This window comes from Streptomyces sp. CBMA152, from assembly GCF_014596475.1.
In the GTDB taxonomy this organism is placed as follows: Bacteria; Actinomycetota; Actinomycetes; order Streptomycetales; family Streptomycetaceae; genus Streptomyces.
The window spans coordinates 639,257-664,534 of the sequence record NZ_MECJ01000029.1; the positions used below are offsets into that span (position 1 = coordinate 639,257).

General features: G+C 71.5%; 21 protein-coding genes. 12 read left to right on the top strand and 9 right to left on the bottom strand.

Annotated features, from left to right (window positions below):
* Positions 1-82: 82 nt before the first annotated feature.
* Positions 83-1,270 (top strand): acyl-CoA dehydrogenase family protein, encoded by a 1,188-nt coding sequence (locus BG418_RS30030; RefSeq protein ID WP_188277117.1) that lies wholly within the window; start codon positions 83-85, stop codon positions 1,268-1,270.
* On the top strand, positions 1,270-1,809 hold the full coding sequence (locus tag BG418_RS30035; protein ID WP_188277118.1) for a nitroreductase family deazaflavin-dependent oxidoreductase: 540 nt from the start codon (positions 1,270-1,272) through the stop codon (positions 1,807-1,809). The genes BG418_RS30030 and BG418_RS30035 overlap by 1 nt, the downstream gene beginning before the upstream one ends.
* Before the next feature lie 101 nt (positions 1,810-1,910).
* Here BG418_RS30035 and BG418_RS30040 read toward each other — a convergent pair whose 3' ends face one another.
* Positions 1,911-2,558 carry a TetR family transcriptional regulator gene (locus BG418_RS30040; protein WP_067162989.1) on the bottom strand — a complete coding sequence of 216 codons (648 nt, stop codon included), beginning with the start codon at positions 2,556-2,558 and terminating at the stop codon, positions 1,911-1,913.
* A 317-nt stretch (positions 2,559-2,875) separates the two neighbouring features.
* On the opposite strand from BG418_RS30040, the gene BG418_RS30045 reads away from it, so the two are divergent.
* Both BG418_RS30045 and BG418_RS30050 read left to right on the top strand, forming a co-directional pair.
* Positions 2,876-3,664, top strand: coding sequence for a VOC family protein (locus BG418_RS30045; protein WP_188277119.1), 789 nt, complete (start codon positions 2,876-2,878; stop codon positions 3,662-3,664).
* Positions 3,665-3,833: 169 nt separating this feature from the next.
* On the top strand, positions 3,834-6,179 hold the full coding sequence (locus BG418_RS30050; protein WP_188277120.1) for a PQQ-binding-like beta-propeller repeat protein: 2,346 nt from the start codon (positions 3,834-3,836) through the stop codon (positions 6,177-6,179).
* 67 nt (positions 6,180-6,246) lie between these two features.
* Here BG418_RS30050 and BG418_RS30055 read toward each other — a convergent pair whose 3' ends face one another.
* Genes BG418_RS30055 through BG418_RS30065 form a run of 3 tightly spaced genes read right to left on the bottom strand, consistent with a single transcriptional unit; the run spans position 6,247 to position 8,613 of the window.
* Positions 6,247-7,017 (bottom strand): enoyl-CoA hydratase/isomerase family protein, encoded by a 771-nt coding sequence (locus BG418_RS30055; RefSeq protein ID WP_188277121.1) that lies wholly within the window; start codon positions 7,015-7,017, stop codon positions 6,247-6,249.
* Positions 7,014-7,469: a Zn-ribbon domain-containing OB-fold protein gene (locus BG418_RS30060; RefSeq protein ID WP_188277122.1), complete on the bottom strand. Its 456-nt coding sequence runs from the start codon at positions 7,467-7,469 to the stop codon at positions 7,014-7,016. Before BG418_RS30060 ends, BG418_RS30055 begins: the two co-directional genes overlap by 4 nt.
* Position 7,470: 1 nt before the next feature.
* Positions 7,471-8,613, bottom strand: coding sequence for a lipid-transfer protein (locus BG418_RS30065; protein ID WP_223185667.1), 1,143 nt, complete (start codon positions 8,611-8,613; stop codon positions 7,471-7,473).
* 117 nt (positions 8,614-8,730) lie between these two features.
* On the opposite strand from BG418_RS30065, the gene BG418_RS30070 reads away from it, so the two are divergent.
* Positions 8,731-10,347: a FadD3 family acyl-CoA ligase gene (locus BG418_RS30070; protein WP_188277124.1), complete on the top strand. Its 1,617-nt coding sequence runs from the start codon at positions 8,731-8,733 to the stop codon at positions 10,345-10,347.
* Between the two features lie 130 nt (positions 10,348-10,477).
* Here the strand turns inward: BG418_RS30070 and BG418_RS30075 are convergent, their stop codons facing one another.
* From BG418_RS30075 to BG418_RS30085, 3 genes are all read right to left on the bottom strand, one after another.
* Positions 10,478-11,656 carry a methyltransferase domain-containing protein gene (locus BG418_RS30075; RefSeq protein ID WP_188277125.1) on the bottom strand — a complete coding sequence of 393 codons (1,179 nt, stop codon included), beginning with the start codon at positions 11,654-11,656 and terminating at the stop codon, positions 10,478-10,480.
* A 6-nt stretch (positions 11,657-11,662) separates the two neighbouring features.
* Entirely contained in the window at positions 11,663-11,809 is a 147-nt protein-coding gene (locus BG418_RS30080) for a hypothetical protein (RefSeq protein ID WP_188277126.1), read from the bottom strand.
* Between the two features lie 149 nt (positions 11,810-11,958).
* Entirely contained in the window at positions 11,959-12,303 is a 345-nt protein-coding gene (locus BG418_RS30085) for a hypothetical protein (protein WP_188277127.1), read from the bottom strand.
* 302 nt (positions 12,304-12,605) lie between these two features.
* Here BG418_RS30085 and BG418_RS30090 point away from each other — a divergent pair, with 302 nt between their 5' ends.
* The gene (locus BG418_RS30090) at positions 12,606-13,838 is read left to right on the top strand and encodes a helix-turn-helix domain-containing protein (RefSeq protein WP_317453800.1); all 1,233 of its coding nucleotides are present in this window, start codon (positions 12,606-12,608) and stop codon (positions 13,836-13,838) included.
* Positions 13,839-14,218: 380 nt separating this feature from the next.
* On the opposite strand, the gene BG418_RS30095 is transcribed toward BG418_RS30090, so the two are convergent.
* A complete protein-coding gene (locus BG418_RS30095) occupies positions 14,219-14,578 on the bottom strand; it encodes a hypothetical protein (RefSeq protein ID WP_188277128.1) in 360 nt (119 codons plus the stop codon).
* A gap of 262 nt (positions 14,579-14,840) precedes the next feature.
* Positions 14,841-17,804 carry a BTAD domain-containing putative transcriptional regulator gene (locus tag BG418_RS30100; protein ID WP_188277129.1) on the bottom strand — a complete coding sequence of 988 codons (2,964 nt, stop codon included), beginning with the start codon at positions 17,802-17,804 and terminating at the stop codon, positions 14,841-14,843.
* A gap of 368 nt (positions 17,805-18,172) precedes the next feature.
* Here BG418_RS30100 and BG418_RS30105 point away from each other — a divergent pair, with 368 nt between their 5' ends.
* From BG418_RS30105 to BG418_RS30130, 6 genes are all read left to right on the top strand, one after another.
* Positions 18,173-19,435, top strand: a complete 1,263-nt coding sequence (locus BG418_RS30105; protein WP_188277296.1) for an amidohydrolase family protein — start codon at positions 18,173-18,175, stop codon at positions 19,433-19,435.
* Between the two features lie 88 nt (positions 19,436-19,523).
* Positions 19,524-19,940 carry a PaaI family thioesterase gene (locus BG418_RS30110; protein ID WP_188277130.1) on the top strand — a complete coding sequence of 139 codons (417 nt, stop codon included), beginning with the start codon at positions 19,524-19,526 and terminating at the stop codon, positions 19,938-19,940.
* Positions 19,941-20,043: 103 nt separating this feature from the next.
* Positions 20,044-20,988 (top strand): LLM class F420-dependent oxidoreductase, encoded by a 945-nt coding sequence (locus tag BG418_RS30115; protein ID WP_188277131.1) that lies wholly within the window; start codon positions 20,044-20,046, stop codon positions 20,986-20,988.
* Positions 20,989-20,998: 10 nt separating this feature from the next.
* A complete protein-coding gene (locus BG418_RS30120; protein ID WP_188277132.1) occupies positions 20,999-21,784 on the top strand; it encodes an SDR family NAD(P)-dependent oxidoreductase in 786 nt (261 codons plus the stop codon).
* Between the two features lie 135 nt (positions 21,785-21,919).
* The gene (locus BG418_RS30125) at positions 21,920-23,041 is read left to right on the top strand and encodes an LLM class flavin-dependent oxidoreductase (protein ID WP_188277133.1); all 1,122 of its coding nucleotides are present in this window, start codon (positions 21,920-21,922) and stop codon (positions 23,039-23,041) included.
* Positions 23,042-23,534: 493 nt separating this feature from the next.
* Entirely contained in the window at positions 23,535-25,277 is a 1,743-nt protein-coding gene (locus tag BG418_RS30130; RefSeq protein WP_188277134.1) for an amidohydrolase family protein, read from the top strand.
* Position 25,278: the final 1 nt, after the last annotated feature.

The following is a 25,278-nucleotide window of genomic DNA, read 5'->3' on the forward strand; positions in this document are numbered from 1 at the left end:
CGTCAGATCGATTCGCGGCCCCGCACCGAACCGGCCCCGCGCCGTGCGGAGCGGGGCCGCCTCCGGGAGGAGAGAAACCGCCATGGACGTCGACTTCACCGACCCGCAGCGGGAAATCCGCCGCACCCTCCACGACCTGCTCGCCAAGCGCTGCGGCCCGGACGAGGTCAAGGCGGCCGTCCGCACGCCCCAAGGCCATGACACGGCCCTGTGGCACCGCCTCTCCACAGAGCTCGGGCTGCCGGGCCTCGCGGTGCCCGAGGAGTACGGCGGAGTCGGCTGCGGCCCCGCCGAACTCGCCCTCGCCTGCGAGGAGACCGGCCGCGCCCTGCTGCCCTCACCGCTCCTGGCAACCGCCGCCCTCGCCGCCCCCCTGCTCCTGGCCCTCGGGACCGAGCCGCAGAAACGTGCCCACCTGCCCGCGCTCGCCCGGGGCGAGCTCACCGCCACCCTCGTCGTCCCCGGTGGAAGCCTCGCGCTCGCCCTCGGCCTGACCGGCGAGAACGCCGACGGCGCCTGGGCGGGCGGCGGCCGCGCCGGGGGCGTACAGGCGCGGCAGACCGAGGGACGCTGGCGGCTGTACGGCGAGGCCGACCAGGTCCTCGACGGCCACACCGCCGACCTCCTGATCGTTGCCGCCCACACCGGCGGCTTCGCCCGCAGCCGCGCCCGCCTCTTCCTCGTACGAGGGGATGTCGCCGGGGTACGCCGGGTCCGCCGGACCGCCCTCGACGAGACCCGCACACAGGCCCGGCTGCAACTGAGGGATGCGGAAGCCGAGTTGCTGGGCTCGGAGGACGGGCCCGACCACCTCACCGCCCTCACCGACACCGGCCGCACCGCCGCCACCTGTCTCGCCGCCGAGGCCGTCGGCGCGGCTTCGCAGGCGCTGGAGCGGACCGTTGCCTACGTGAAGGAGCGCGAGCAGTTCGGGCGGCCCATCGGGTCCTTCCAAGCGGTCAAGCACCGCCTCGCCGACCGGTACGTACAGGTGCAGGCGGCGCGTTCGGCCGCGTACTACGCGACCTGGGACCCGTCCGCCGGCGGCCTCGCGCTCGCCCAGGCTGTGGAGGCGCTGCGGGCGACGGCGGCCGAGGCGATCCAGCTGCACGGCGGCATCGGCTTCACCTGGGAGCACGAGGCGCATCTGTACTTCAAGCGCGCGGCCTGCGACGAGCTGCTGTTCGGCCCGGTCCATCTGCTGCGCGCGCACGCGGCGGCCGCGGCGGGCCTGTTCACGGCGTCCACGCGCGCGAAGGCGGTCCTTTGATGGCCCCGCCGTCCTCCGGCGTCGCCGCCCGCCTCATCCAGAAGGTCTCCGCCACGCGCGCGTTCGCGAAAATCGCGCCCCACTTCGTCCCGGCGATGGACCGCGCCGTCCACCGGCTCACCCGGGGCAGAGTACTGCCGAGCGCGCGCATGCTGCCCGGGGTCGTGCTCAGCGCGCGCGGCGCCAAGTCGGGTCTCGTGCGCACGACTCCGCTCGCCTGTATGCCGGAGGAGAGCGGGACCTGGCTGCTCGTCGGGTCCAACTTCGGGCGCCCGGGCCATCCGGCCTGGACCGCCAATCTGCTGGCCCACCCGGATGTCTCGATCAGCTGGAAGGGGCAGGACATCCCTGTGCGGGCGCGGCTCCTGGCGGGTGCGGAGCGGGCGGCCGCCTGGCGGGCCGTGCTGGCGTTCTGGCCGCCGTACGCCGCGTACCAGGCCCGCGTCGAGCGCGAGATCCGGCTCTTCAGACTTGTCGTGAGGGAGGCCGGGCAGGAGAACGCCGACGGGGTTCACCAAGGTGAACCACCGTCGGCGTGACAGGACTTGGGGGCGCGATGCCCCCGGGGATCACCGCGCGGGCGTCGTCCACGCGCGCGTCACGGTGACCGCTGCTGCTCCTACCGCGGGTGCGGCCACGCCTACTTCGTAGGCTTCTTGCCGGTGATGCCCAGATGCACGAGCAGCGCCAGGTTGGGCTTGAGCTCGGCCTGTTTGACGCCCCAGGTCTGGAAGCCCTTCTGGTGCGAGGCGACCGCCGCGAGCATCGCGACGATGGAGCCCGCCATCGCCGCGGGGCTGACGTCCTTGTCGACCTTGCCCTTCGACTGGAGCTCCTTGACCGCGTCCGTAAGGGAGTTGTTCACGGAGTTGAGGATCTTCATGCGGATCTTGTAGAACCGCTTGTCGCCCTCGGCCGCGCCCAGGTCGACCACGCGGAGGATCGCGTCGTTCTTGCGCCAGAAGTCGAGGAATCCCTCGACCAGTTCCTCCGCTGTCTGCCAGCCGGCCTTGCCGACCCAGGAGCGGCCCTCCACGAGGGAGGTCAACGCCGCGCCCTCCTTGGCCATTTCCTCCGCGATCTCCAGGACGGCGCCCTCGACGTCCGGGAAGTACTGGTAGAAGGTCGCGGGTGAAGTACCCGCCTTCCGGGCCACGTCGATGACTTTGACGTCCCGGTACGGCGAGGAGCTGAGCATCTCGCTGAGGCAGTCGAGCAGCTTCTGCCGCGTCGCCTGGCCGCGTCGGCCGGCCACGCGGCCGTCGACGGTGCGTACTTGTCCTGTCATGCCGTCAGCTTACCGAGGGGTGATCGGAGCGCGATTCGGCCGACTGCAAATGGGGGCCGGGGGTTGACGGGGGCGTTGCTCGGGCCCCCGGTTCGAGAGGACGTCCGCCACTCGAATGGTGTTATCAACAGCCTGTGGACATGTTCTGTGGACAACCCGTGCGGGAAAAGGGCGTAAGCGGCTAAAGTGATCGGAAAGTAGATCGCTTGTTCGATTAATGCCGCTGCGGGGCAGGGGAGCGGCCGTTAACTTCACCGCGTAGAGGCACGGCGCACCAGGCAGCTGAAGCCGGGCCACCCCAGGAAGGAACCAGGCGCATGGACGGATTTCCGGAAGGCGCGCCGTGCTGGGCCGATGTGACGCTGCCCGACCTCGCGGCGGGCAAGCGCTTCTACGGCGCGCTGATGGGCTGGACGTTCGACGACGACGCCGAGGAGCAGTACGGCTTCTACACGAACGCGTTCAGCGGCGACAAGCGCGTCGCCGCCCTCGTCCCCAAGCGCGACGGCCGCATGCCCACCGCCTGGGGCGTCTACTTCGCGACCCCCGACGCCAAGGCCCTCGCCGTCCGCATCAGAGCGGCGGGCGGCCAGCTGGTGACGGACCCGGTCGCGGTTCCTCCGTACGGGACGATGGCGGTGGCCGCCGACCCCGGCGGCGCGGTCTTCGGCCTCTGGCAGGCGGGCAGTCACACGGGCTTCGAGAAGATCGGCGAACCGGGCGCCTTCTGCTGGACCGAGGTCTACGCGCGCGAGCCGGAGGGGGCGGACGCGTTCTACGAGGCGGTCTTCGGCTTCGAGGGCCACGACCTCGAAGGGACGGACGGCGACTTCCGCACCTGGTCCCCGGCGGGCTCCGAGCCCGGCCCCGACACCGCCTTCGGCGGCCGCAGCCTGCTCGGCGACAGCTTCCCGGCGGAGATGCCCGACCACTTCCTCGTCTACTTCGCGGTGGGCGACTGCGACGCGAGCGCCGCGAAGTGCGTCAATCTGGGCGGCAGGATCATCGCCGACCCGTTCGACATTCCGTACGGGCGGATGGCCGTCGTCAGCGACGACCAGGGCGCGAGCTTCGCGATCCTCCAGCAGGACCGGCCCGTTCCGTAAGAGGTCGAAGGGTGTCCGGATCGAGGGGAGACATCCCGATCAGGGCACGGGTTGGCCACCGGACACCTCCGGCAGGAAGAATCGGGGTGCCGCGTGAGACGCTGCACGGGGCCTTGTTGTGACGCGTTGATTTCTTTACTTAAGGCCCGTACGGGGAGGTGGCAGGCAAGTGGAGCAGCTCACGCAGCACGACCCGAGGCGGATCGGCCCCTTCGAGGTGCTGGGACGGCTCGGTGCCGGCGGCATGGGGCTGGTCTATCTGGCGCGCTCGGCGTCCGGCCGCCGCGTGGCGATCAAGACGGTGCGCACGGAGCTCGCCGAGGACCAGCTGTTCCGGGTCCGGTTCACCCGTGAGGTGGAGGCGGCCCGGGCCGTCAGCGGCTTCTACACGGCGGCCGTGGTCGACGCCGACCCGCGCGCGGCCGTGCCGTGGCTGGCCACCGCCTACGTACCGGCGCCCTCGCTGGAAGAAATAGTGAATGAGTGCGGGCCGCTGCCGGCCCAGGCGGTGCGCTGGCTCGCGGCCGGTATCGCCGAGGCGCTGCAGTCCATCCACGGGGCGGGCCTGGTCCACCGCGACCTGAAGCCGTCGAACGTCCTGGTGGTCGAGGACGGCCCCCGCGTGATCGACTTCGGTATCGCGTCCGGCGTCTCCAACACCCGCCTCACCATGACCAACGTGGCCGTGGGCACGCCCGCGTACATGTCGCCGGAGCAGGCGAAGGACTCCCGCAGCGTGACCGGCGCGAGCGATGTCTTCTCGCTCGGCTCGACGCTGGTCTTCGCGGCGACCGGGCACGCCCCCTTCCATGGCGCGAACCCCGTCGAGACCGTCTTCATGCTGCTGCGCGAGGGCCCGGACGTGACGGGCCTGCCGGACGAACTGCGTCCGCTGATCGAGTCCTGTATGCAGATGGAGGCCACGCTGCGGCCCTCGCCCGAGGACCTTCAGGCGCAGCTGGCCCCGCACCTCTTCGGCGGCTCCGACGACAGCGGCACCGCGTCGGCCTGGCTGCCGGACCGCTCGGTGGCGATGATCGAGCAGCGCCGTGGCGGCGGCCGCCCCAAGCCCGTCCCGGTCCCGGTGGACCCCTCGCCGCCGCCCAGGCCCGTGTACGAGCCGCCGCAGCCCTCGCGGGTGCCGCAGCCGTCCGTGCTCTCCGTGCCGGACGGGCCGGTGCGGCTCGCGGGCGCGAAGGTGCCGATCGGCCCGGGCCCGAGGGTCGCGGACGCGGCGCGCGCGGTGGCCGAGGCGAGCCCCGCGACCGGGTGGGTCAGGGTCCCGGCGGGCCAGGCCCACGCCAGACCGGACGTTCCGGTGGCGAACGGCGCGCCCGCGACTACGGCCCCTCCCGTTCCGGCCCCGGCCCAGGCCCCCGACGGGCCCGGCCGCTGGCGCCCCTGGCGGTTCCGTATGTCCAACGACGTGTGGGGCACCCCCGCCGTCGCGGGCGATCTGCTCTACGTCACCTCCTTCGAGGTGCACGCGCTGGATGTCGCCAGCGGGCGGCGCCAGTTCAAGACCCGTGACGTGGCCTGGGCGATGTCCGTGGAGGCGGGCCGCATCCACGCCTCCGACGGCCCGACGCTGTACGCGCTCGACGCGGCCGACGGCCGTGAGCTGTGGCGCCTGCCGACGGACGCCTGGGTGTACGCCCTGCGCACCGACCGGGGCACGGTCGTCACCTCCACGCGCGGCGGCGGCGTACAGGCCTGGGAGGCCGCCAACGGCGAGAAGCTGTGGGAGATCACCGGCGCCCAGACCGACTTCGAGACCCCCGAGGCCGGCCCGGTCATCCACGAGGGCACGGTCTATGTGTGGCAGGACGCGCGGCTGCGTGCCCTGGACGCGCGTACGGGCGTGGAGCGCTGGTCGTACCCGGTCGGCGACGCGGCCTCGTGCGGCGGCGTCCCGGTCCGCCTCGCCCCCGCGCAGGACGGCTACGTCTACGTATCGGCTGGCACCCGCGTCCTCTCCATCGACATCGCCAGCGGCCACGTCCGCTGGCACTTCGAGGCCCCGGCGGTCTTCCTCTGCCCGCCGACCTTCGCGCCGGGCCCTGCGGTCGCGGGCGGCGGGGTGTACCTGGCGGACTACCTCGGCACGGTGTACGCGCTGGACGCGGCCACCGGCAAGGACCGCTGGCGCATCGCCACCGAGTCGCGCCAGTCCATCGAGCCGGTCCTGGTCGCCGACGGCAACATCCATGTGGGCAGCGGCAGCGCGCTCTACACCCTGGACGCGGTCACCTCCACCCCGAAGTGGCGCTTCGCCGCGGGCGGGGAGGTCGTGGGCACGCCCGTGGTCGCCGACGGCCGCATCCACTTCGGCTCGGCCGACCACTGCCTCTACACCCTGGACGCGGCGGGCGGCCAGCTCCGCTGGAAGCTGGCGACGGGCGGCGAGATCACCGGATCCCCGGTGGCCCGCAACGGCGTCGTCTACGCGTGCAGCAAGGACCGCTGTGTGTACGCCCTGGACGCGGTGAAGGGGACGGCCACGTCGGGCAGGTGAGGCCCTGGCTTCAACTCCCGTACACACAAAGGCGGTTCAGGCGGCCAATCTCTGTGCGGCCGCCCGATCACCGCACCCGGAAGTCACGCCTCCGCCCCCCGAACAACTCCGCCTGCCGCTGAGGGGGCAGATTGCCAAGGGCGACCAGGTGGGGGGCGTGGGCGAAGGCCTGGGTGCGGGCGGGCTCGTGGGCGGACCACAGGGCGCGGACCGTGCCCTGGACCGCCTCGGTCGGGTATCCCGCGATGACCTCCGCACACCGCACCGCCGCCGCCAGCTCCTCCCCGGGCGGCGTCACCTCGCTGACCAGCCCCGTCTCGTACGCCCGTCGCGCCGAGACCCGCTCGGCCGTGCCCATCAGGGCGAGCCGGGCCGCCTCGCCTGGGGGCATGCGCAACGCCAGATAGATCGACTCGTACGCGCTGACCATCCCGTACGTCGTATGCGGGTCGAAGAACGTCGCGTCCTCGGCGGCGATCACGAACTCCGCCTCGCCCAGCAGGTAGAACGCTCCACCGCACGCCATCCCGCGCACGGCCGCGATCACCGGTTTCCAGAGGTCGTTCGCCTTCGGTCCGACGGTGAGCAGGGGGTCGTCGATCGCGTACGGGGACGACGGCTGGGGGACGACGGCCGAGCGGTCGATGCCGGTGCAGAAGGCCTTCTCGCCCGCACCCGTGAGGACGATCGCCCGTACCTCGTCGTCGTAACGGAACTCCCGCCAGGTTGCGGCCAGTTCGGCGGCGGTCGCGAGGTCGATGGCGTTGTGCTTCTCGGGGCGGTCGAGGGTGACGACCGCGACGCCGGACTCCTTGTCCCGCTCGATGCGGAGTGTCATGAGCGCTCCAGGAGCCAGCGCGGCACGGTGACGCCGTCGGTCTCGGTGAACGCGACCTGCACGCGCGCGCCGATCCGCAGCCGCGCCGGGTCCACCGAGTCCAGCGGCGCGTCCGCCGACGCCACCACATTGCCGACGAGCCGGATCAGCGGGTCCTCGGCGAGTTCGACGACGACAGCGTTGTACGGGGCCTGGGCGGCGTAGGCGGGCAGGAGGGGCGGATGGGGCAGGACGTACGACCAGATGCGGCCGCGTCCCGACATCCTGCGCCACTCGCTGTCGAACGACCGGCAGTGCGGGCAGCACGGCCGGGGCGGGAAGCGCAGCCGCCCGCAGTCGGGGTTCGCGCAGGCCTGGACGCGGAGTTCGCCCCGGGCCGTGTACGTCCAGAAGGGGGCGCCGTCGTCGTCGGGGACGGGGTTCAAAAGGGGCGCGGGCAGCTGCGCTGTCATCTCAACTCCTGAGCAGAAGGGCCGAGGTGGGCACGCCCTCACCGGCCGTGACCAGGCAGGTGGCGGCGTCGGGCACCTGCGCGGTGGAGGTGCCGCGCAGCTGCTTCACGCCCTCGTTGATGAGGTTGAAGCCATGGACGTACGCCTCGCTGAGCCCGCCGCCGCCGGTGTTCAGCGGCAGCCGCCCGCCGATCTCCAGCGCGCCCCCCTCGGTGAACGCGGCGCCCTCGCCCCGGCCGCAGAAGCCGTAGCCCTCCAGGGAGAGCGGGATGAGCGGGGTGAAGGCGTCGTAGATCTGGGCGACGTCGACGTCCTCGGGCCCGAAGTCGGCTTGCTTCCACAGGTGCCGGGCGGCGGTCCAGGCGGGACCGGTGAGCGGGTCCTCGTTCCAGTAGTTGACCATGCCGTGGTGCTGGGCGGGCAGCCCTTGGGCGGCGGAGTGCACGTAAACGGGTCGCTGCCGACAGTCACGAGCACGCTCGCCGGAGACGATCACGCACGCCAACGCCCCGTCGGTCTCCAGACAGTTGTCGAAGAGACAGAGCGGCTCGCTGATCCAGCGGGAGGTCATATACATGTCGCGGGTGAGCGGGCGTTCGTACATGATCGCGGCCGGGTTCTGGTTGGCGCGGTTGCGGCAGGCGAGGGCGACGTTGAAGAGGTGGTCGCGGGTGGCGCCGTACTCGTGCATATAGCGGCGGGCCAGCATGCCGATCTCATCGGCCGGCCTGAGCAGCCCGAAGGGGCGCGTCCACTGCGCGGGGGTGGGGAGTTGGACCGTGGTGTTCTTCCACGGCCGCGGCCCGCTGCCGCGCTTGCGCGAGCGCCAGGCGACGCCGACGTTCGCCTGCCCGGTGGCGACGGCGGCGGCGAGATGGGCGACGGTCGCGCACGAACCGCCGCCGCCGAAGCCGACCTTGCTGAAGAAGGTGACGTCCCCGGCCCCGATCGACTTGGCGACCTCGACCTCGTCGGTCTCCTCCATGGTGTACGAGGCGAACGCGTCCACCTCGGACGGGGAGATCCCGGCGTCGTCGAGCGCGGCGAGGATGGCCCGGCAGGCCAACGTCTTCTCGGATTCGGGCAGTTGGCGGGCGAACTCCGTCTGCCCTATCCCGGCTATCGCCGTCGCGTCCTTGAGCATCGACACCCGCCACCTCCGCGATCGCCGTACGACATCGCACGGCTGCTGACAGCTGACAGCGAGGAAGGCTACAGCTAATCTGACGGGTAGTCAGCTAGCGCGGTGGGAGGGCTTGCCATGCGGGAGGACGTGGGCACGCGGGGAGACCTGGAGTGGGGCTCCGTCGGGAGGCTCGTGCGGAGCGCGGCCGAGCGGTACGGGTCGCGGGAGGCGGTCGTCGAGGGCCGCACCCGCCTGACGTACGCGGAGCTGGGCGAACGGGTCGAACGGGCGGCGGCCGCGTGCATGGCGGCGGGGGTCGAGCCTGGCGACCGGGTCGCGGTGTGGGCGCCGAACACGCTCGACTGGATCGTCAGCGCGCTGGGCGCGGTCACGGCCGGGGCGGCGCTCGTCCCGCTGAACACACGGTTCAAGGGCGCGGAGGCGGCGTACGTACTGGCGCGCAGCCGGGCGAAGGTGCTGTTCGTGACGGGAACGTTCCTGGGGACGTCGTACGTTGCCATGTTGCGGCGTGCGGCCGCCGAGGGTGCTGGTTCCTCCGGCCCGCTGCCCGGCCTTCCGCACCTGGAGCAGGTGGTGGTGCTGGCGGAGGACGCGCCGGACGACTTCCGGGCGTGGAAGGACTTCCTGGCGGAGGGGGAGTCGGTGGGGGCGGCGGATGTGCGGTCGCGGGCGGATGGGGTTGATTCGTCGCAGCCGTCGGACATCATCTATACCTCCGGGACGACGGGGCGGCCCAAGGGGGCGGTGATCACGCATGCGCAGACGCTGCGGTGCTACGACATCTGGAGCGAGCTGGCGGGCCTGCGGGAGGGCGACCGGTATCTGATCGTCAACCCGTTCTTCCACACCTTCGGGTACAAGGCGGGGATCATCGCCTGTCTGACGCGGGGCGCGACGATGGTGCCGCAGCCGGTGTTCGACGTCGGCGCGGTCCTGGCGAACATCGCGGCCGAACGCATCTCGGTCCTGCCCGGCCCGCCCACCCTCCACCAGCAACTCCTCGACCACCCGGCGCGCGCCGCCCACGACTTGTCGGCGCTGCGGCTTGTGGTGACCGGCGCGGCGGTCGTCCCGCTGCGCCTGGTCGAACGCCTGCGGACGGAGCTGGGCATCGAGACGGTGCTCACGGCGTACGGGCTGTCGGAGGCGAGCGGGATCGTCACGATGTGCCGCCGGGGGGACGCGGCGGAGGTGATCGCGTCGACGTCGGGCCGGGCGATCCCGGGGACGGAGGTCCGTGTCCTGGCTTCGCCGGGTGGGCCGGGCGAGATCCAGGTACGCGGATTCAACGTCATGGGCGGGTACTTCGAGGACGAGGCGGGGACGGCGGCGGCGATGACGCCGGACGGCTGGTTGCGTACGGGGGACGTGGGCGTCCTGGACCCGTCCGGGAACCTCCGGATCACCGACCGGATCAAGGACATGTTCATCGTCGGCGGCTTCAACGCGTACCCCGCCGAGATAGAGCAGGTGCTCGGCCTGCACCCCGGGGTGGCGGAGGTGGCGGTCGTGGGCGTCCCGGACCCCCGCCTGGGGGAGGTCGGCAAGGCATACGTGGTGCCGCGCCCCGGTTCGACGGTGACATCCGACGAGCTGATCGCCTGGGCCCGGCGGGAGCTGGCGAACTACAAGGTCCCGAGGGAGGTGGAGTGGGTGGGGGAGCTGCCGCGCAACGCGAGCGGCAAGGTGATGAAGGGCGAGCTGAGATCCCCCACCCCACCCCTTCCCTGAACCCTCCGGGGGTGGGTGGGGGTTGAGGGGGGAGGTTTTCTCCGGGGCTCCGCCCCAAACCCCGGGCGGGGCTGCGCCCCTGCACCCCGGCGGTGCCTGCAGCCCTGCACCCCCTCCTCGGGACTTCGCGTCAGCGACCGCGTGGCGACACCAGGTCAACGGGCGTGTCCAGCCACGCCCGTTCGCCGCCGTCGGCATCCACCGTCAGCCCGAACCGTTCGAATCCGGGATGCCCCTGTTCGGCCCACCAGCGGTAGGCGGCTTCCGTTTCGTCCCACAGCTTGCGCGGGCCCGACTGGACCACCGCGTACTCAGTCGCCCCCGGCTCGTAGTCTGCGGATGCCCACGACAGGGTGTCGGTGCTGTACGTCCACAGCGTGTAGGAGCCGTCGTCGTACCGCTCGGCACGCCAGAACGCCCCGGGCATCCGCAGCCCGATCACGAACTGTTCGAGCCAGCCGCCAATGTCGGCGGGAGAGAGCGCGGTCGTGCTCTTGGTGCCGTCCGCGGGCCATTTCCGGCCCTTGAGGTAAGCGTCGAACGGGGGGCGCTCGGTGCGCTGCTGTCGCAGGCGCATGAAGGCACTGGAGCGGGTGAATCGGCCGCTCGCCGCGCCGTTCTCGCCGACCACCAGGCGTACGACGTGCTCGCCGCCGTACTCGGTTCCCCACGGGGCGACGATCACCCCGCCGGGGCGGGTCTGCTCGATCCATGTCCGGGGCACCTCCCCGACCGAGCAGGTGGCGATGACCCGGTCGTACGGGGCGCCGCCGACGTAGCCCGAGCGGCCGTCTCCCACGATGACCAGAGGGGACAGACCTGCGCGCCGAAGGTTCTCCCCGGCGTCCTCGGCAACGTCTGCGTCGTACTCGATTGAGACGACGTTCGCGCCGCCCAGCCGGTGTGAGAGGAGGCCCGCGTTCCAGCCCGTGCCCGTGCCGATCTCCAGGACCCGGTGGCCGTCCCTCACGTCGAGATCAGCAAGCATCGAGAACACCATGCGCGGCATGGAGTCGGAGCTTGTCGGCGTGGTGCCCAGTCCGTCCCCGGTGTGCCGCCCGTCGTCCCACTGCGTGGTCAGCGGGATGTCGGAGTACACCGCCTTGAACCACGCGTCGGGATCCTCGGCGCGGTCCACCACCGTGGTCTGTCGGGTGCCGTCCGCGATGCCCGGCCAGATGCGGTCGGGCACGAACAGCTCGCGAGGGACTGCCTCGAACGTCGGCAGCCAGTCAGAAGTCAGCGCGCCCGCTTCCCTCAGCGCAGAGGCGAGCCCCGTAGGGCCCGCCTCCTCTGTGCGTCCGTTCACGTGTGCCTACTTACCCGTCGAGGGGCCGGAGCCATCAGACGTGTTGCCGCCCTCGTCGGAGCCGCCCCCGCCGTGCTTGGCTCCGCTGTTGCTGTCGTCCTGCTGGCTTCCACCCTGACCGCTCCCGCTGCCTCCGCCGTGCTGTCCACTCATGGGGTACTCCTTCGTAGTCGGGTTGATCATCTGTGCGACCCGTCCGGCCGTCTCCGCTTCACGGTGCGTGCGACCGGACGGGCGCTTGACCCGACCCCCGGCCGGAACGGGACCACCTCGGAAGTGGGCCTCACCGGGGGCCGGGAGTCTCAGGGGTGGCCAGACCGCGCGTGCTCGATCTTCTCGGCGGCCTTGCTGCGCGCTTCCTTGCTGGTCGCCAGTTCCAGCTGGTTGACCGCCAGCCGGCGCGCCTGCTCCTGGGGATTGTCGAGGACCACGCACGCCATGTCTTCCAGCTTGCGGGCAAAGATCGCATGACCCGTCTTGGCGGTGTGCGACATGATCGCGACGCTTCCGGCGTCAAGGGCGTTCGTTGCGTCCAGCTCCCAGTGGCAGCCGTCGCCGGACATACAGCGGGCCGTCATCGTCACCTCGCTGCTCGGGTGCCGCAGTACGCGGTAGACCACGCCCCGCAGCGTGCTTCTGACGCTCATCCCTGCGCCCTCCCCACAGGGCGCGTCCATACCTGCGCGCGCCACCCCTCCTCAGCGGTAGGCGGACGCAGGGCAGAAGGGGCTACGGCCCATTCGGCACCGCCGCCCGGCGGGACGAGGTACGCGCTGCCCTCGAACAGCTTGCGTACTTCTCCGATCCGGCCGTTCGTCGTGTCCACCGCGTACGCGCCCGTGGTGGGGGTCCAACCGTCGGTCATGGGTTCTCGCCGTCCCCTCGGTACGTCGTGGGGATGATCGTCGCGCCGGATGAACTTGGCTACTAGTGGCCCCGCGTAGGCCAGGTGTCGGCCAGACTGGCCCCATGGGGAAGCGGCATCGGGGCCAACATCCGGCGCGAGCGGGCACAGCGCCAATGGAGCCAGGCGCATTTGGCGCGGGAGATCTGCCGGGCCGCAGGTATCCAGGGCGAGCCGGTGGGCCGGCAAGAGGTCAGCCGATGGGAGTCGGGCAAGCGCACACCCCGTGAGTGGCTTCCGTTCATCGCTGCCGCCCTCGGGGTGTCCGTGGACGAGCTCAGGCAGTCACACACCCTCGCCGATCCTCCGTTGCCGACCCTCGCCGACTTCCTGCCGGACGATGACCCGCTGGCCCCGCTCAACACCCGTAATGGACGTCGTATCGGAATGCGACAAGTCGAGGACTTGCAACAGCGCGTGCACGGACTCAGGCTCGCCGACGACGTGATTGCCGGGGGAGACCTCGTCCGACCCGCGCTGCGGGAACTCCGGTCGGCCGTCCGCCTGTATCGCGAGGGCACCCACCCAGGTGCGGTGGGTCGTGAACTCCTGTGTCAAATCGGGGAGTTGGCGCAGATCTCCGGATGGATTGCGAGCGATGCGGGGCAGCACGCCGAGGCGGAACGGATCTACCGGCTGGGACTCAGCGCAGCGAGGCAGGCCGAGGACCACACCTTGGCCGGGAATCTCGCCGGGTCGCTCGCCTATCAACTGAGCAACACCGGCAGGGAAGTCGAGGGCCTGGATCTGGCTCGCGCAGCGCTGGACGGGGCCGGGTCCGACCCGCCCCCAAAGGCTCGCGCGCTCTACCTCGACCGGGTGGCGTGGGCCCACACGAAAGCCGGAGGTGCCGAAAACGCGCAACACGCGATGCGGGCCCTCGGGGAAGCCGGGGTGGCACTGGCCCAGGACAGCGAGGGAGTCGAGTCCCCGGCGTGGCTGTACTGGGTGGACGCCGGTGAACTCCTGGTCATGGAATCCCGCGTCTACACCGAACTGCGCCGACCGCTGCGGGCCGTGCCACTGCTGCGCAATGTGCTGGGCCGGTACGACGCGACGCACACGCGGGAACTCGCGCTCTACCTCTCATGGCTCGCCGTGGCCTACGCCGATGCGAACGAACCCGAGGAAGCAGCGGCGACCGCCGAACGGGTCATCAGCCTGTCTGCCGACGTGGCCAGCGAGCGGACAGCGCAGCGGGTCCGGGTGGTGCTCACGCGGCTCGCCCCCTATGCCGATGTTCCAGAGGTTCGGGCGGTACTCGACAGGGCCGCATGATGCACAAGCCCGCACCAGTCCAAGGGCATTCATTGCCCACGCAAAAAACCAGCGCCCCGCGGCACGTCCTGCCGCGGGGCGCTTGGTCCCCCGTTGGGGGCGCGCATCCCCAAATGCGCGCCCCCGGCCTCCCCCGAGGCCCTATTCCTTTGGCGTTCCCCCGTTGTCCCCCGAGCTCCCCCGTTCCCCCGAATCCCCCGTTGTCCCCCGTATCCCCCGTACGTTCCCCCCGGAGAGGACTCCCCCGTACGTTCCCCCGTACGTCCTCTCCGGTGGGGCCCCCGTACGTCCCCCGTACGTCCCCCGATTTCCCCCGTGGACCCTCGGCCGCGACGACCCCCCCTCCGACGTCGCCGCGGCCGACCCCCGCCTACGGGTGGCTACGCTTCCTCGGAGCCCGCGTGGTTCTCGTCGGGCTTGAGGACCGCCGTGCCGATCAGGCCCGCGTGGTTCTCCATGGGCTTGACCGGGCCGCCGCCGATGAGACCGGCGTGGTTCTCCATCGGCTTCATCGTGCCGTCGTCGCCGAGCAGACCGGCGTGGTTCTCAAGGGGCCTCACGATGCCGCCGACGAGTCCCGCGTGGTTCTCCATCGGCTTGACGGTGCCGTCGCCGATCAGGCCCGCGTGGTTCTCCATCGGGCGGACCGTGCCGGAGCCGGTGCCGGAACCCGGTGGGTTCCCGGCGTGGTTCTCCTGCGTGGTGATGTCACCGATCTCGGTCTTCTTCGCGTCACTCATCGTGTTCAGCTCCCCTGAGTTTCCTGCATGTCGTGCTCGTGTGAACCGGTGCCCGCCCGGCGGCTCCCCCGAGGGTCGCCGGGCGGGGCACTTAAGGGCCGTCCACAGTAGCGGGGAGGCCCACCGCCGATCCGCCTGCCCCCCGACGCGGCGGATCGTTGAGTAAGAGAGTGCCGAGGGTCGATAAACGATGGCTAAACGGCTCCGGCAGGAGGCGATGAGTCGCCCCCTGCCGGACCGTTCGTGGTGCCGAAACCGCCGGCTACGCCGCTGCCATCGGGCTCAGCAGCTGCCGCACGTCCTTGGCTTCCGCCGCGCCCGTCGACTCGTAGATGGCAAGGGCCTCGCGCCAGCAGGCCCGGGCGCGGTCGGCCTGGCCGAGCTGGTCCAGGGCCCGGCCCAGTGTCGTGAGCACGTTGCCCCGCATCCACTCGCCCCCGATGCACCGCAGCGCGAGCGCCTGTTCGGCGTGCTGGGCGGCCCGGGCGGGGCGGAGCGCCGCGAAGTGGGCCTCGGCGATACGGAAGTGGGTCGTGCCCTCCCACAGCCGCTGCCGGTTGTCCTGGAAGACCCGCAGCGCCTCGCCGAGTTGGTCGAGGGCCTCGTCCAGGCGGCCCGCCCGGGTCAGCGCGATGCCGAGCGCGAAGCGGCCGTTGGCGAGCCGCAGGGCGTGCCCCATCTCGCTGAAGATGTCGAGGCCGCGCTGGGCGAGCTCGACCGCGCTGGACGTACGGCCCATGTTCACGTGGATACGGGAGAGGTTGCACAGCGCGCTGGCCTCGCCCGGCCGGTTGCCGTCAGCGCGGTAGTTGTCGATCGCCTCCTGGAGGAAGCGCTCACCGTCGGCGTGCCGGTTCTGGTAGAACGCGATGATCCCGCGGTCGTTGGGCGCGACCCCGGCCGGCATCGGGTCGCCCGCCTCCTTGGCGAGCAGCGAGGAGACCCGGGCCTCCTCGTCGGCCTGCTCGAAGCGGCCGGAGACCAGCAGGACCGTGGAGAGCGCGAGCCGCGCCCGCCCCTCGGCGCCCGCGTCGCCCGCCGCGTGCGCGGTGTCGCGGATCGCGGCCGCCGTGGTCTCGTACTGCCGCGAGTTGGCGCCCGACTCGGCGAGGTCCTTCGCGGCCCACAGCAGGTCCACCGCGCGCCGCAGCATCGCCGGGTCGCCCGCGCACTGGTGGACGGACGCCAGCAGGCAGTTGGCCTCGGCGTACAGCCAGTCGACGGCCTCGTGGCCGTCGGCGAAGGCGAGACCGGGGTAGCGGGTGGGGGCCAGGTGCTCCACGAGCCGGTCGCCGGGGCGCTCGATCGCGTACACCCGGGCCGCCGTCGACAGGTAGAAGTCGAGCAGCCGGGACATCGCGGCGGCGCGCTCGGACGGCGGCTCCTCGTCGCGTTCGGCGCATGCACGCGCGTAGAGCCGTACGAGATCGTGGTAGCGGTAGCGGCCGGGGGCCGCGGACTCCACCAGACTGGTGTCGACGAGGGATTCGAGCAGGTCCTCGGTCTCCTGGCGGGGCAGGTCGAGTACGGCGGCGGCCGCGGCCAGCGAGATGTCCGGGCCGTCGGGCAGGCCGAGCAGCCTGAACGCGCGGGCCTGGGCGGGCTCCAGCTGGCCGTAGCCGAGTTCGAAGGTGGCCTTGACCGCGAGGTCGCCGGCCTGGAGCTCGTCCAGGCGCCGGCGCTCGTCGGCGAGCTTCGCCGCGAGGACCGAGACGGTCCAGGTGCGGCGCGAGGCGAGCCGGGAGGCGGCGATACGGATGGCCAGCGGCAAAAAGCCGCAGGCGGCCACGACGTCGAGCGCCGACTGCCGCTCCGCGCCGACCCGTTCCTCCCCGACGATCTTCGTGAAGAGCTGGAGCGCCTCGTCCGGGGACATCACGTCCAGGTCGACGAGGTACGCCCCGGCCAGGTCCAGCATCCGGATGCGGCTGGTGACAAGCGCGGCGCAGCCCGCCGTGCCGGGCAGCAGCGGACGCACCTGCGCCGCGTCGCGCGCGTTGTCGAGCAGGACCAGGACCCGGCGGCCGTCGAGCGTCGAGCGGAACAGGGCCGCGCGCTCCTCCAGCGAGTCGGGGATGGCGCGGTCCGGGGTGCCGAGCGCGCGCAGGAACGAGCCGAGCACGGTCTCCGGCTCGCTGGCGCGCGGCGCGGTGCCCTGGAGGTCGACGTAGAGCTGGCCGTCGGGGAAGTGCGGGCGGGCCGCGTGGGCCACGTGCACGGCGAGCGTCGTCTTGCCGACCCCGCCGATACCGGCGAGCGCGGAGACGGCCATCACGGTGGTGTCGGCGGTGGCCAACCGCGCGGTGAGCTCCTGGACGAAGGAGGCGCGGCCGGTGAAGTCCGGTACGGAGGCCGGGAGCTGGGCCGCCTTGACCGGCGCGGGCGGGGCCGGGGCCTCGGCGGGCCGGGCCAGGTCCTCGTCGGCCTGGAGGATCCGCTGCTGGAGCCGGGCGAGCTCGGGGCGCGGGTCGACGCCGAGCTCGTCGGCGAGCAGCCTGCGGGTGTCCGCGTACACGGCGAGGGCTTCGGCCTGGCGCCCGCTGCGGTACAGCGCGAGCATCAGCAGCTCCCGCAGGCGCTCGCGCAGCGGGTGCGCGGCGGTGAGCGCGGTCAGCTCGGAGACGGCCTCGGCGTGGCACCCGGCGTCCAGCTCCATGTCGAGCCGCGCCTCGGTGAGCTGGAGGCGCCACTCGCTGAGCCGGGTCCGCTCGGTGTCCGCGTTGGGCCCGGGCACATTGGCCAGCGGTTCGCCGGTCCAGATCGCCAGCGAGGCCTTCAGCAGCTCGCGGGCCCGGCACGGGTCCCCGCCCGCCCGCGCCTTCTCGGCCTCGGCGGCCAGCTCCTGGGCGCCGGCGAGGTCGAGGACGCCGGAGGCGAGCCGGATGGCGTACCCGCCGGACTCGCTGACCAGCACGCCCGGGCCCAGCGTCTTGCGCAGCCTGGAGGCGTACGTACGTACCGCGGCCAGCGCCTGCGACGGCGGCTCGTCGCCCCAGATGGCGTCGATCAGCTCGGCGGCGGTGGCGGTGCGGCCGTCGCGCAGCAGCAGCGCGGCGAGCAGCGCGCGCTGCTGCGGCGCGCCGGACGGCAGTGCCTCGGTCCCGCGCCAGGCGCGCACGGGTCCGAGCACGCCGAAGCGCAGGCCGTCCTGCTCGGCCTGACCGGTGTCCGCTGCCGGGACCGGAGTCCTCTGCTCCGGAATGCGCGGCTCGCCGTTTCGGTCCATAGCGACCCCCTGTGCCCCCGTAGCGCTGGTAATGCCCGTGCCAGTCTGCCCTGTCCATGGCATGCGCGTCAGCTACGGGTGACGCTCCGCACAAGGCCTCTGCACACAGTCGTTACACGTCGACGGTGCCTGTCCACAGCGTGGTCCAGGGGATGGACAGCCGTCGTGGGCCGGGAAACGTGGGACGAATGGCCGAGGAGTGACGGGCGAGTGGCCGAGGTACGACCGGTGCGGGGGGCCGCGCGGGGTTCTGCGGGTCGGGGCCGGGTCCGGGGTGGCGGTTGTGTGCGAATAGCTGACGGATCGTCAGATCAGGGCTACCGTGAAGATTTATGGAGAACGTCACGGAGACGGCGACGGAGACGGCCATGACGACTGCCCAGGGGACCGGCGCGGAGACGGGGAGCGACGGGGAGGAGGCCTTCCCGAGGATCATCTCGGTGGACGATCACACGGTGGAGCCCGCGCACGTCTGGCAGGACCGGCTCCCGTCGAAGTACCGCGACATCGGCCCGCGCGTGGTCCGGGCCCCGCTCAAGGAGATGACGTTCCTCGGCGGGAAGTTCGCCCCCGTCATGGGCGCCCCGGGCGACGAGGGCCCGATCGGCGACTGGTGGGTGTACGAGGACCTGCACCGCCCACTGACGCGCCTCGACACAGCGGTGGGTTACGCGAGGGACGAGATCCGCCTGGAGGTGATCACGTACGAGCAGATGCGACCGGGCTCGTACAGCGTCCCGGACCGGCTGGCGGACATGGACGTCAACCACGTCCAGTCGGCGCTGTGTTTCCCCACCTTCCCGCGCTTCTGCGGCCAGACGTTCACGGAGGCGGCGGACCGGGAGCTGGGGCTGCTTTCGGTACGGGCGTACAACGACTGGATGGTGGAGGAGTGGTGCGGCCCTGCCGCTGAGGGGCGCCTCATCCCACTGACCCTGATTCCCCTCTGGGACGCGGAGCTGGCGGCGGCTGAGGTGCGGCGCAACGCGGCGCGTGGGGTGCGGGCGGTGGCGTTCTCGGAGATACCCCCGCACCTGGGGCTGCCGTCGGTCCACGGCGACGAGTGGGACCCGTTCCTCGCGGCGTGCGACGAGACGGGCACGGTCATCGCGATGCACATCGGCTCGTCGTCGAGGATGCCGTCGACATCGGCCGACGCCCCTCCGGCCGTCGGCTCGACGATCACGTTCGCCAACTGCTGCTACTCGATGGTCGACTGGCTGATGAGCGGCAAGTTCGAACGCTTCCCCGGGCTGCGGGTGATGTACGCCGAGGGTCAGATCGGGTGGATCCCGTACATCCTGGAACGCGCGGACGTGGTCTGGGAGGAGAACCGCGCCTGGGGCGGAGTCGCCGACAAGGTCCACCGCCCCCCGTCGGAACTCTTCGCGGAACACGTCTACGGCTGCTTCTTCGACGACGCGTTCGGCCTGCGCAACCTGGGCGCGATAGGCATCGGCAACGTCCTGTACGAGACGGACTACCCGCACTCGGACTCCACCTGGCCGAAGTCGAAGGAGGTCGGCGAATCCCAGATGGCCCACCTGCGCCCGGACGTGGTGGAGCGGATCGTGCGCGGCAACGCGATCGAGCTGCTGGGGTTGACGGGGGAGGGGTTGTGGGCGGGGTGAGGTAGGGCCGGGGGCGTGATGGGGTGGGTGATTCGCCCGCCCACCCGACGGTCTTGTGCAGCACCCCCGCCCCCGCCACCATCCCCACATGACTTCCCACACCATGACCCCCGCCGAAGCCGACAAGATCCTCGCCGACAACTTCGCGCCCTGGGTGCTGGAGCTCGGGCTCAGCGTCGTCGAAGTGGACGCCGAGCATGCCGTGTTGCGGTTGCCGTGGGACGCGCGGCTGGCGCGGGACGGGGGCGGGTTGTCGGGGCAGGCCATGATGGCCGCGGCCGATACCGCCACGGTGATCGCGATTTCGGCGGCCCGGGGGGCGTACGGGCCCATGACCACCGTGCAGCAGTCGACCTCGTTCCTGCGGCCCGTCGTCGACGCCGACGTCCTCATCGACGCCCGGGTCGTCAAGCTCGGCAAGCGGATGGCCTTCGCGGAGATCGGTCTCATGGTGGACGACACCGTCGTGGCCCGCGCCTCCACCGTCTACGCCCTGCTGGGGTGAATCCCGGCCCCGTCCCGCCTCTTGCATGACGATCCGTCAGCTATCACCATGGGCCCCGTCGGGTCAGAACTGACGGATCGTCAGATGCGTGGAGGCGGCGGACATGGCGGCAGCGGCGGAGCACGGGCTCGTCTACGGGATGCAGCTCCCCATCCAGTCCCAGAGCACCCTCTTCGCCGAACCCTGGGAAGCCGGCGCCACCCCGGACGATCTCGCCGAGGTGGCCCGCGCCGCCGACCGCGCCGGGTTCCACTACCTCGCCACCTGCGACCACGTCGCCATCCCGCGCCGCCTCGCGAGCGCGATGAGCACCACCTGGTACGACCCCGTCGCCACCCTCGCCTACCTCGCCGCGATCACCACCCGCACCCGGCTCCTCAGCCACGTCGCGGTCGTCGGCCTGCGCCACCCCCTGAACACCGCGAAGCAGTACGCGACCCTCGACCACCTCAGCGGCGGCCGGCTGATCCTCGGGGTCGGGGCCGGGCACGTACAGGAGGAGTTCGAGGCGCTCGGGGTCGACTTCGCGCAGCGGGGGGCCGTGCTCGACGAGACCGTCGACGCGCTCCGCGCCGCGCTCGGGCCCGAGGAGTACCCGGAGTTCCACGGCGACCGGTTCGACTTCGCGGACCTCGGGCAGCGGCCCCGACCCGTACAGCAGAACGTGCCCATCTGGGTCGGCGGCTCCTCGCCCGCCGCCGTCCGCCGTGCCGCCCTGCGCGGGGACGGGTGGCTGCCGCAGGGCGACCCCCGCGACCGGCTGCCCGAGCAGATCGCGCGGATACGGGAGCTCAGGGAGCGGCACGGCGTCGAGCGGCCGATCGTCATCGGCGCCATCGCCGAGCCGCTGTACGTCGGCGAGGCCCGGTGGAACCTCGGGCGCCGCACCCTCAGCGGCAAGCCCGACGCCCTCGCCGACTCCCTGCGCGAGTACGCCGCCCTCGGCGTCCACCAGATCCAGCTGCGCTTCCGCTCCCGCAGCCGTACCGAACTCATCGACCAGATCGCGGCGTTCGCCGCCGATGTGGCTCCACACCTCACTACCTAGGGAGTACGGCATGGGCAAGCTCGACGGGCGGGTCGTCCTCGTCACCGGCGCGGCGCGCGGACAGGGCGAGCAGGAGGCGCGGCTCTTCGCGGCCGAGGGCGCCAAGGTCGTCCTCGCGGACGTACTCGACGAGCAGGGCGAGGCAGTCGCCAAGGAACTCGGCCCGGAGATGGCCAGGTTCGTCCACCTCGATGTCTCCGACGAGGCGCAGTGGATCGCCGCCGTCGCCTCCGCCAAGGACGCCTTCGGGCACATCGACGGGCTCGTCAACAACGCCGGCATCCTGCGCTTCAACGAGCTCGTGTCGACGCCCCTGGAGGAGTTCCAGGCGATCATCCAGGTCAACCAGATCGGCGCCTTCCTCGGCATCAAGCACGTGGCGCCCGAGATCGAGGCGGCCGGGGGCGGCACCATCGTCAACACCGCCTCGTACACGGCCCTGACGGGCATGGCGTACGTCGGCGCGTACGCCGCCACCAAGCACGCCATCCTCGGCCTCACCCGCGTCGCGGCCGTCGAGCTCGCGGCGAAGGGCATCCGGGTCAACGCGGTGTGCCCGGGGGCGGTGGACACCCCGATGACCAACCCCGCGGCCCTGGACCCGACCGCCGACCCCGAGGCGGCCAAGGAGGCCGTGGCCGAGCTGTACAAGAAGCTCGTGCCGCTGGGGCGGATCGGGCGGCCGGAGGAGGTCGCGGCGCTGGCGCTGTTCCTGACCAGCGAGGACTCCGCGTACATCACCGGCCAGCCGTTCGTCATCGACGGGGGCTGGCTGGCCGGGGTGAGCCTTTTCTGAGCCGCTTCTGAGCCGTTTCCGAGCTGTTTCTGACTCGGCATCAGGTATTGACGGCACCGGACGCCGGTGGAACAGTCGCCGTATCGCATAGATCTGACGACTCGTCAGAAACGCTGACAGGGACGGTGAACCTCCTTGGAATTCGGACTGTTTGTACAGGGATACGTGCCCGTGGCACGCTCGTCGGTCGACCCCCAGGCGGAGCACAAGGCGCTGATGGAGGAGACCGAATACGTCATCCAGGCGGACAGGTCCGGCTTCAAGTACGCCTGGGCCTCCGAGCACCACTTCCTGGAGGAGTACTCGCACCTGTCGGCCAACGAGGTCTTCCTCGGCTACCTCGCCCACGCCACCGAGCGGATCCACCTCGGCTCGGGCATCTTCAACCCGCTGGCGGCGGTGAACCACCCGGTCAAGGTCGCGGAGAAGGTCGCGATGCTCGACCATCTCAGCGAGGGCCGCTTCGAGTTCGGCTCCGGGCGGGGTGCGGGCTCGCACGAGATCCTGGGGTTCATGCCGGGGGTCACCGACATGAACCACACCAAGGAGATCTGGGAAGAGACGATCGCCGAGTTCCCCAAGATGTGGCTCCAGGACGAGTACGTGGGCTTCCAGGGCAAGCATTGGTCGCTCCCCCCGCGCAAGGTCCTGCCGAAGCCGTACGGGAAGTCGCACCCGGCGATGTGGTACGCGGCCGGGTCGCCGTCGTCGTACGCCATGGCCGCGAAGAAGGGCCTCGGCGTCCTCGGCTTCTCCGTCCAGAAGGTCTCGGACATGGAGTGGGTCCTGGAGCAGTACAAGACGGCGATACGGGAGGCGGAGCCGATCGCGGACTTCGTCAACGACAACGTGATGGTGACGTCGACGGCGATCTGTGCGGAGACGCACGACAAGGCGGTCGCTGTCGCGGCGGCGGGCGGTCTCAACCGCCTGCAGTCGTTGGTGTTCCGGTACCACGACACGTTCCCCCGGCCGGAGGGTGTGCCGGAGTGGCCGGAGCTGTTGCCCGAGTACACCACGGAGATCATCGAACTCCTCATCGCGGAGGAGCTGATGATCTGCGGGGATCCGGACGAGGTGACTGCGCAGTGCAAGCGGTGGGAGCAGGCGGGGGCGGATCAGCTGTCGTTCGGGCTCCCTATTGGTGTTCCTTACGAGGACACCATGAACACGATCCGGCTGATCGGGGAGCATGTGATCCCGAAGATCGACACGGATCCGGTGCATCGGACTACGCGGTTCCGCGACGCGGTGTAAATGGCCGGGTGTTCGTCTGCGGGCCGGTGGGGGGTTGCTCGCGCGGTTTCCCCCACCCCGCCCCTTCCCGAAACTCTCCGAGGGATCCGTTCGTCTGCGGACCGTGGCGGGCTGGTCGCGCAGTTCCCCGCGCCCCTAAAGGACTGTGGCTGAGCCGAGTTCTCCGGCTGCGGCGGACTACCGAAGGGGCGCGGGGAACTGCGCGCTCAGCCACTGACGGCCCGCAGTCGAAAGCGGGGTCCGGGGGCGTAGCCCCGGGAAAACCCACCTCCACCCCCACCCACCCCCGGAGGGTCTAGGTGAAGGGGCGGGGTGGGGCCAAAGAACGCGGGACGGCGGCCTCCCGGACGTCGGACCGTGACCACCCCGGCCGGAGGCCACCCGGCGGCGGCCCGCCGCGCGTGACCCCCGGCCGGGGCACACCCACGCACGGCGCACCCCGCAACGCACACCCACGCCGTACGTGGACACACCCAGACCAGAAGGGGACCGCATGCTCGACCACCTCATCCGGCGCGCGACCGTCGTCGACGGCACCGGCGCGCCCGCGTACGCCGCAGACGTCGCCATCGAAAACGGCCGCATCGTCGACATCGCGCCCCCCGGCACCCTCGCCCCCGCAGACGCCCGCACCAGCGAGGACGCGACCGGCCTCGTCCTCGCCCCCGGCTTCGTCGACCCGCACACCCACTACGACGCCCAGCTCTTCTGGGACCCGTACGCCACCCCGTCCATGAATCACGGCGTCACCACGGTCGCGGGCGGCAACTGCGGGTTCACCCTCGCCCCGCTGAACCCCGACCGCCCCGAGGACGCCGACTACACCCGCCGGATGATGGCCCGGGTGGAGGGCATGGCCCTGAAGGCGTTGGAGGAGGGCGTGGACTGGGGGTGGTCGTCCTTTGGTGAATACCTGGACGCTCTCGATGGGCGCATCGCCGTCAACGCCGGGTTCATGGTGGGGCATTGCGCCCTCCGCCGGTACGTCATGGGGGCCGACGCCGTCGGTGGACAACCCACCCCCTCCCAGCTCGACGCCATGCTCCGGCTGCTCCACGACGCCATGGACGCCGGTGCCTGGGGGCTCTCCACCACCCAGTCCACCACGCACTCCGACGGCGACGGGCAACCCGTCGCGTCCCGGCACGCCCGCCCCGCCGAACTCCTCGCCCTGGCAAGGGCCGTCGGCGAGCACGAGGGCACCCAGATCGAGGCCATCGTGGCCGGGTGCCTCGATCAGTTCTCGGACGACGAGATCGAGCTGCTCGTCGAGATGTCCGCCGTCGCCGGGCGGCCGCTCAACTGGAACGTACTCACCGTCGACGCCGCCGTCCCCGCCCGCGTCCCGCGTCAGCTCGCCGCGAGCGAGCGCGCCCGCGAGGCCGGTGGCCGCGTCGTCGCGCTGACCATGCCGATCCTCACCCCGATGAACATGTCGCTGGGCACGTTCTGCGCCCTCAACCTCATCCCGGGGTGGGGGGATGTTCTCAACCTCCCCGTGCCCGAGCGGATAGAGAAGCTGCGCGATCCGGATGTGCGTGCCGAGATGCTGCGGCGGGCCAACAGCAAGGAAGCCGGGATCTTCCGGCGGCTCGCCGACTTCGGGCGGTATGTCATCGGGGATACGTACTCACCGGCGAACGACGGTCTGACCGGGCGCGTCGTGCGGGACATCGCCGCCGAGCGCGGCCAGGACCCCTTCCTCTGCCTCGTCGAGATCTGCGCCAACGACCAGCTGCGTACGGTCCTTTGGCCCATGCCGAGCGACAACGACCCCGCGAGCTGGGCGCTGCGCAGGGCGACCTGGGAGCACGAGGACGTGCTGCTCGGCGGCTCCGACGCGGGCGCCCATCTGGACCGGATGTGCGGCGCCCCGTACACCACGCGGTTCATCGGCGACTGTCTGCGCGGGCGCAAACTGCTGCCGTTGGAACAGGCCGTGAAGATGCTCACCGACGACCCGGCCCGGCTGTTCGGGCTGCGCGAGCGCGGGCGGATCGAGGTGGGTTTCCACGCCGACCTCGTCCTCTTCGACCCGGAGCGGATCGAGGCGGGCCCGGCCACGCTCGTCCACGACCTGCCGGGCGACAGCCCGCGCCTGGATGCGAAGGCGATCGGTGTCGTCTCGGTCCGGGTCAACGGCGTCGAGACGATACGCGACGACGTGGTGACCGGGGCGGTGCCCGGCACGGTCCTGCGCTCGGGTCGCGACACGAGGACGGTGGCCACCAAGTGAC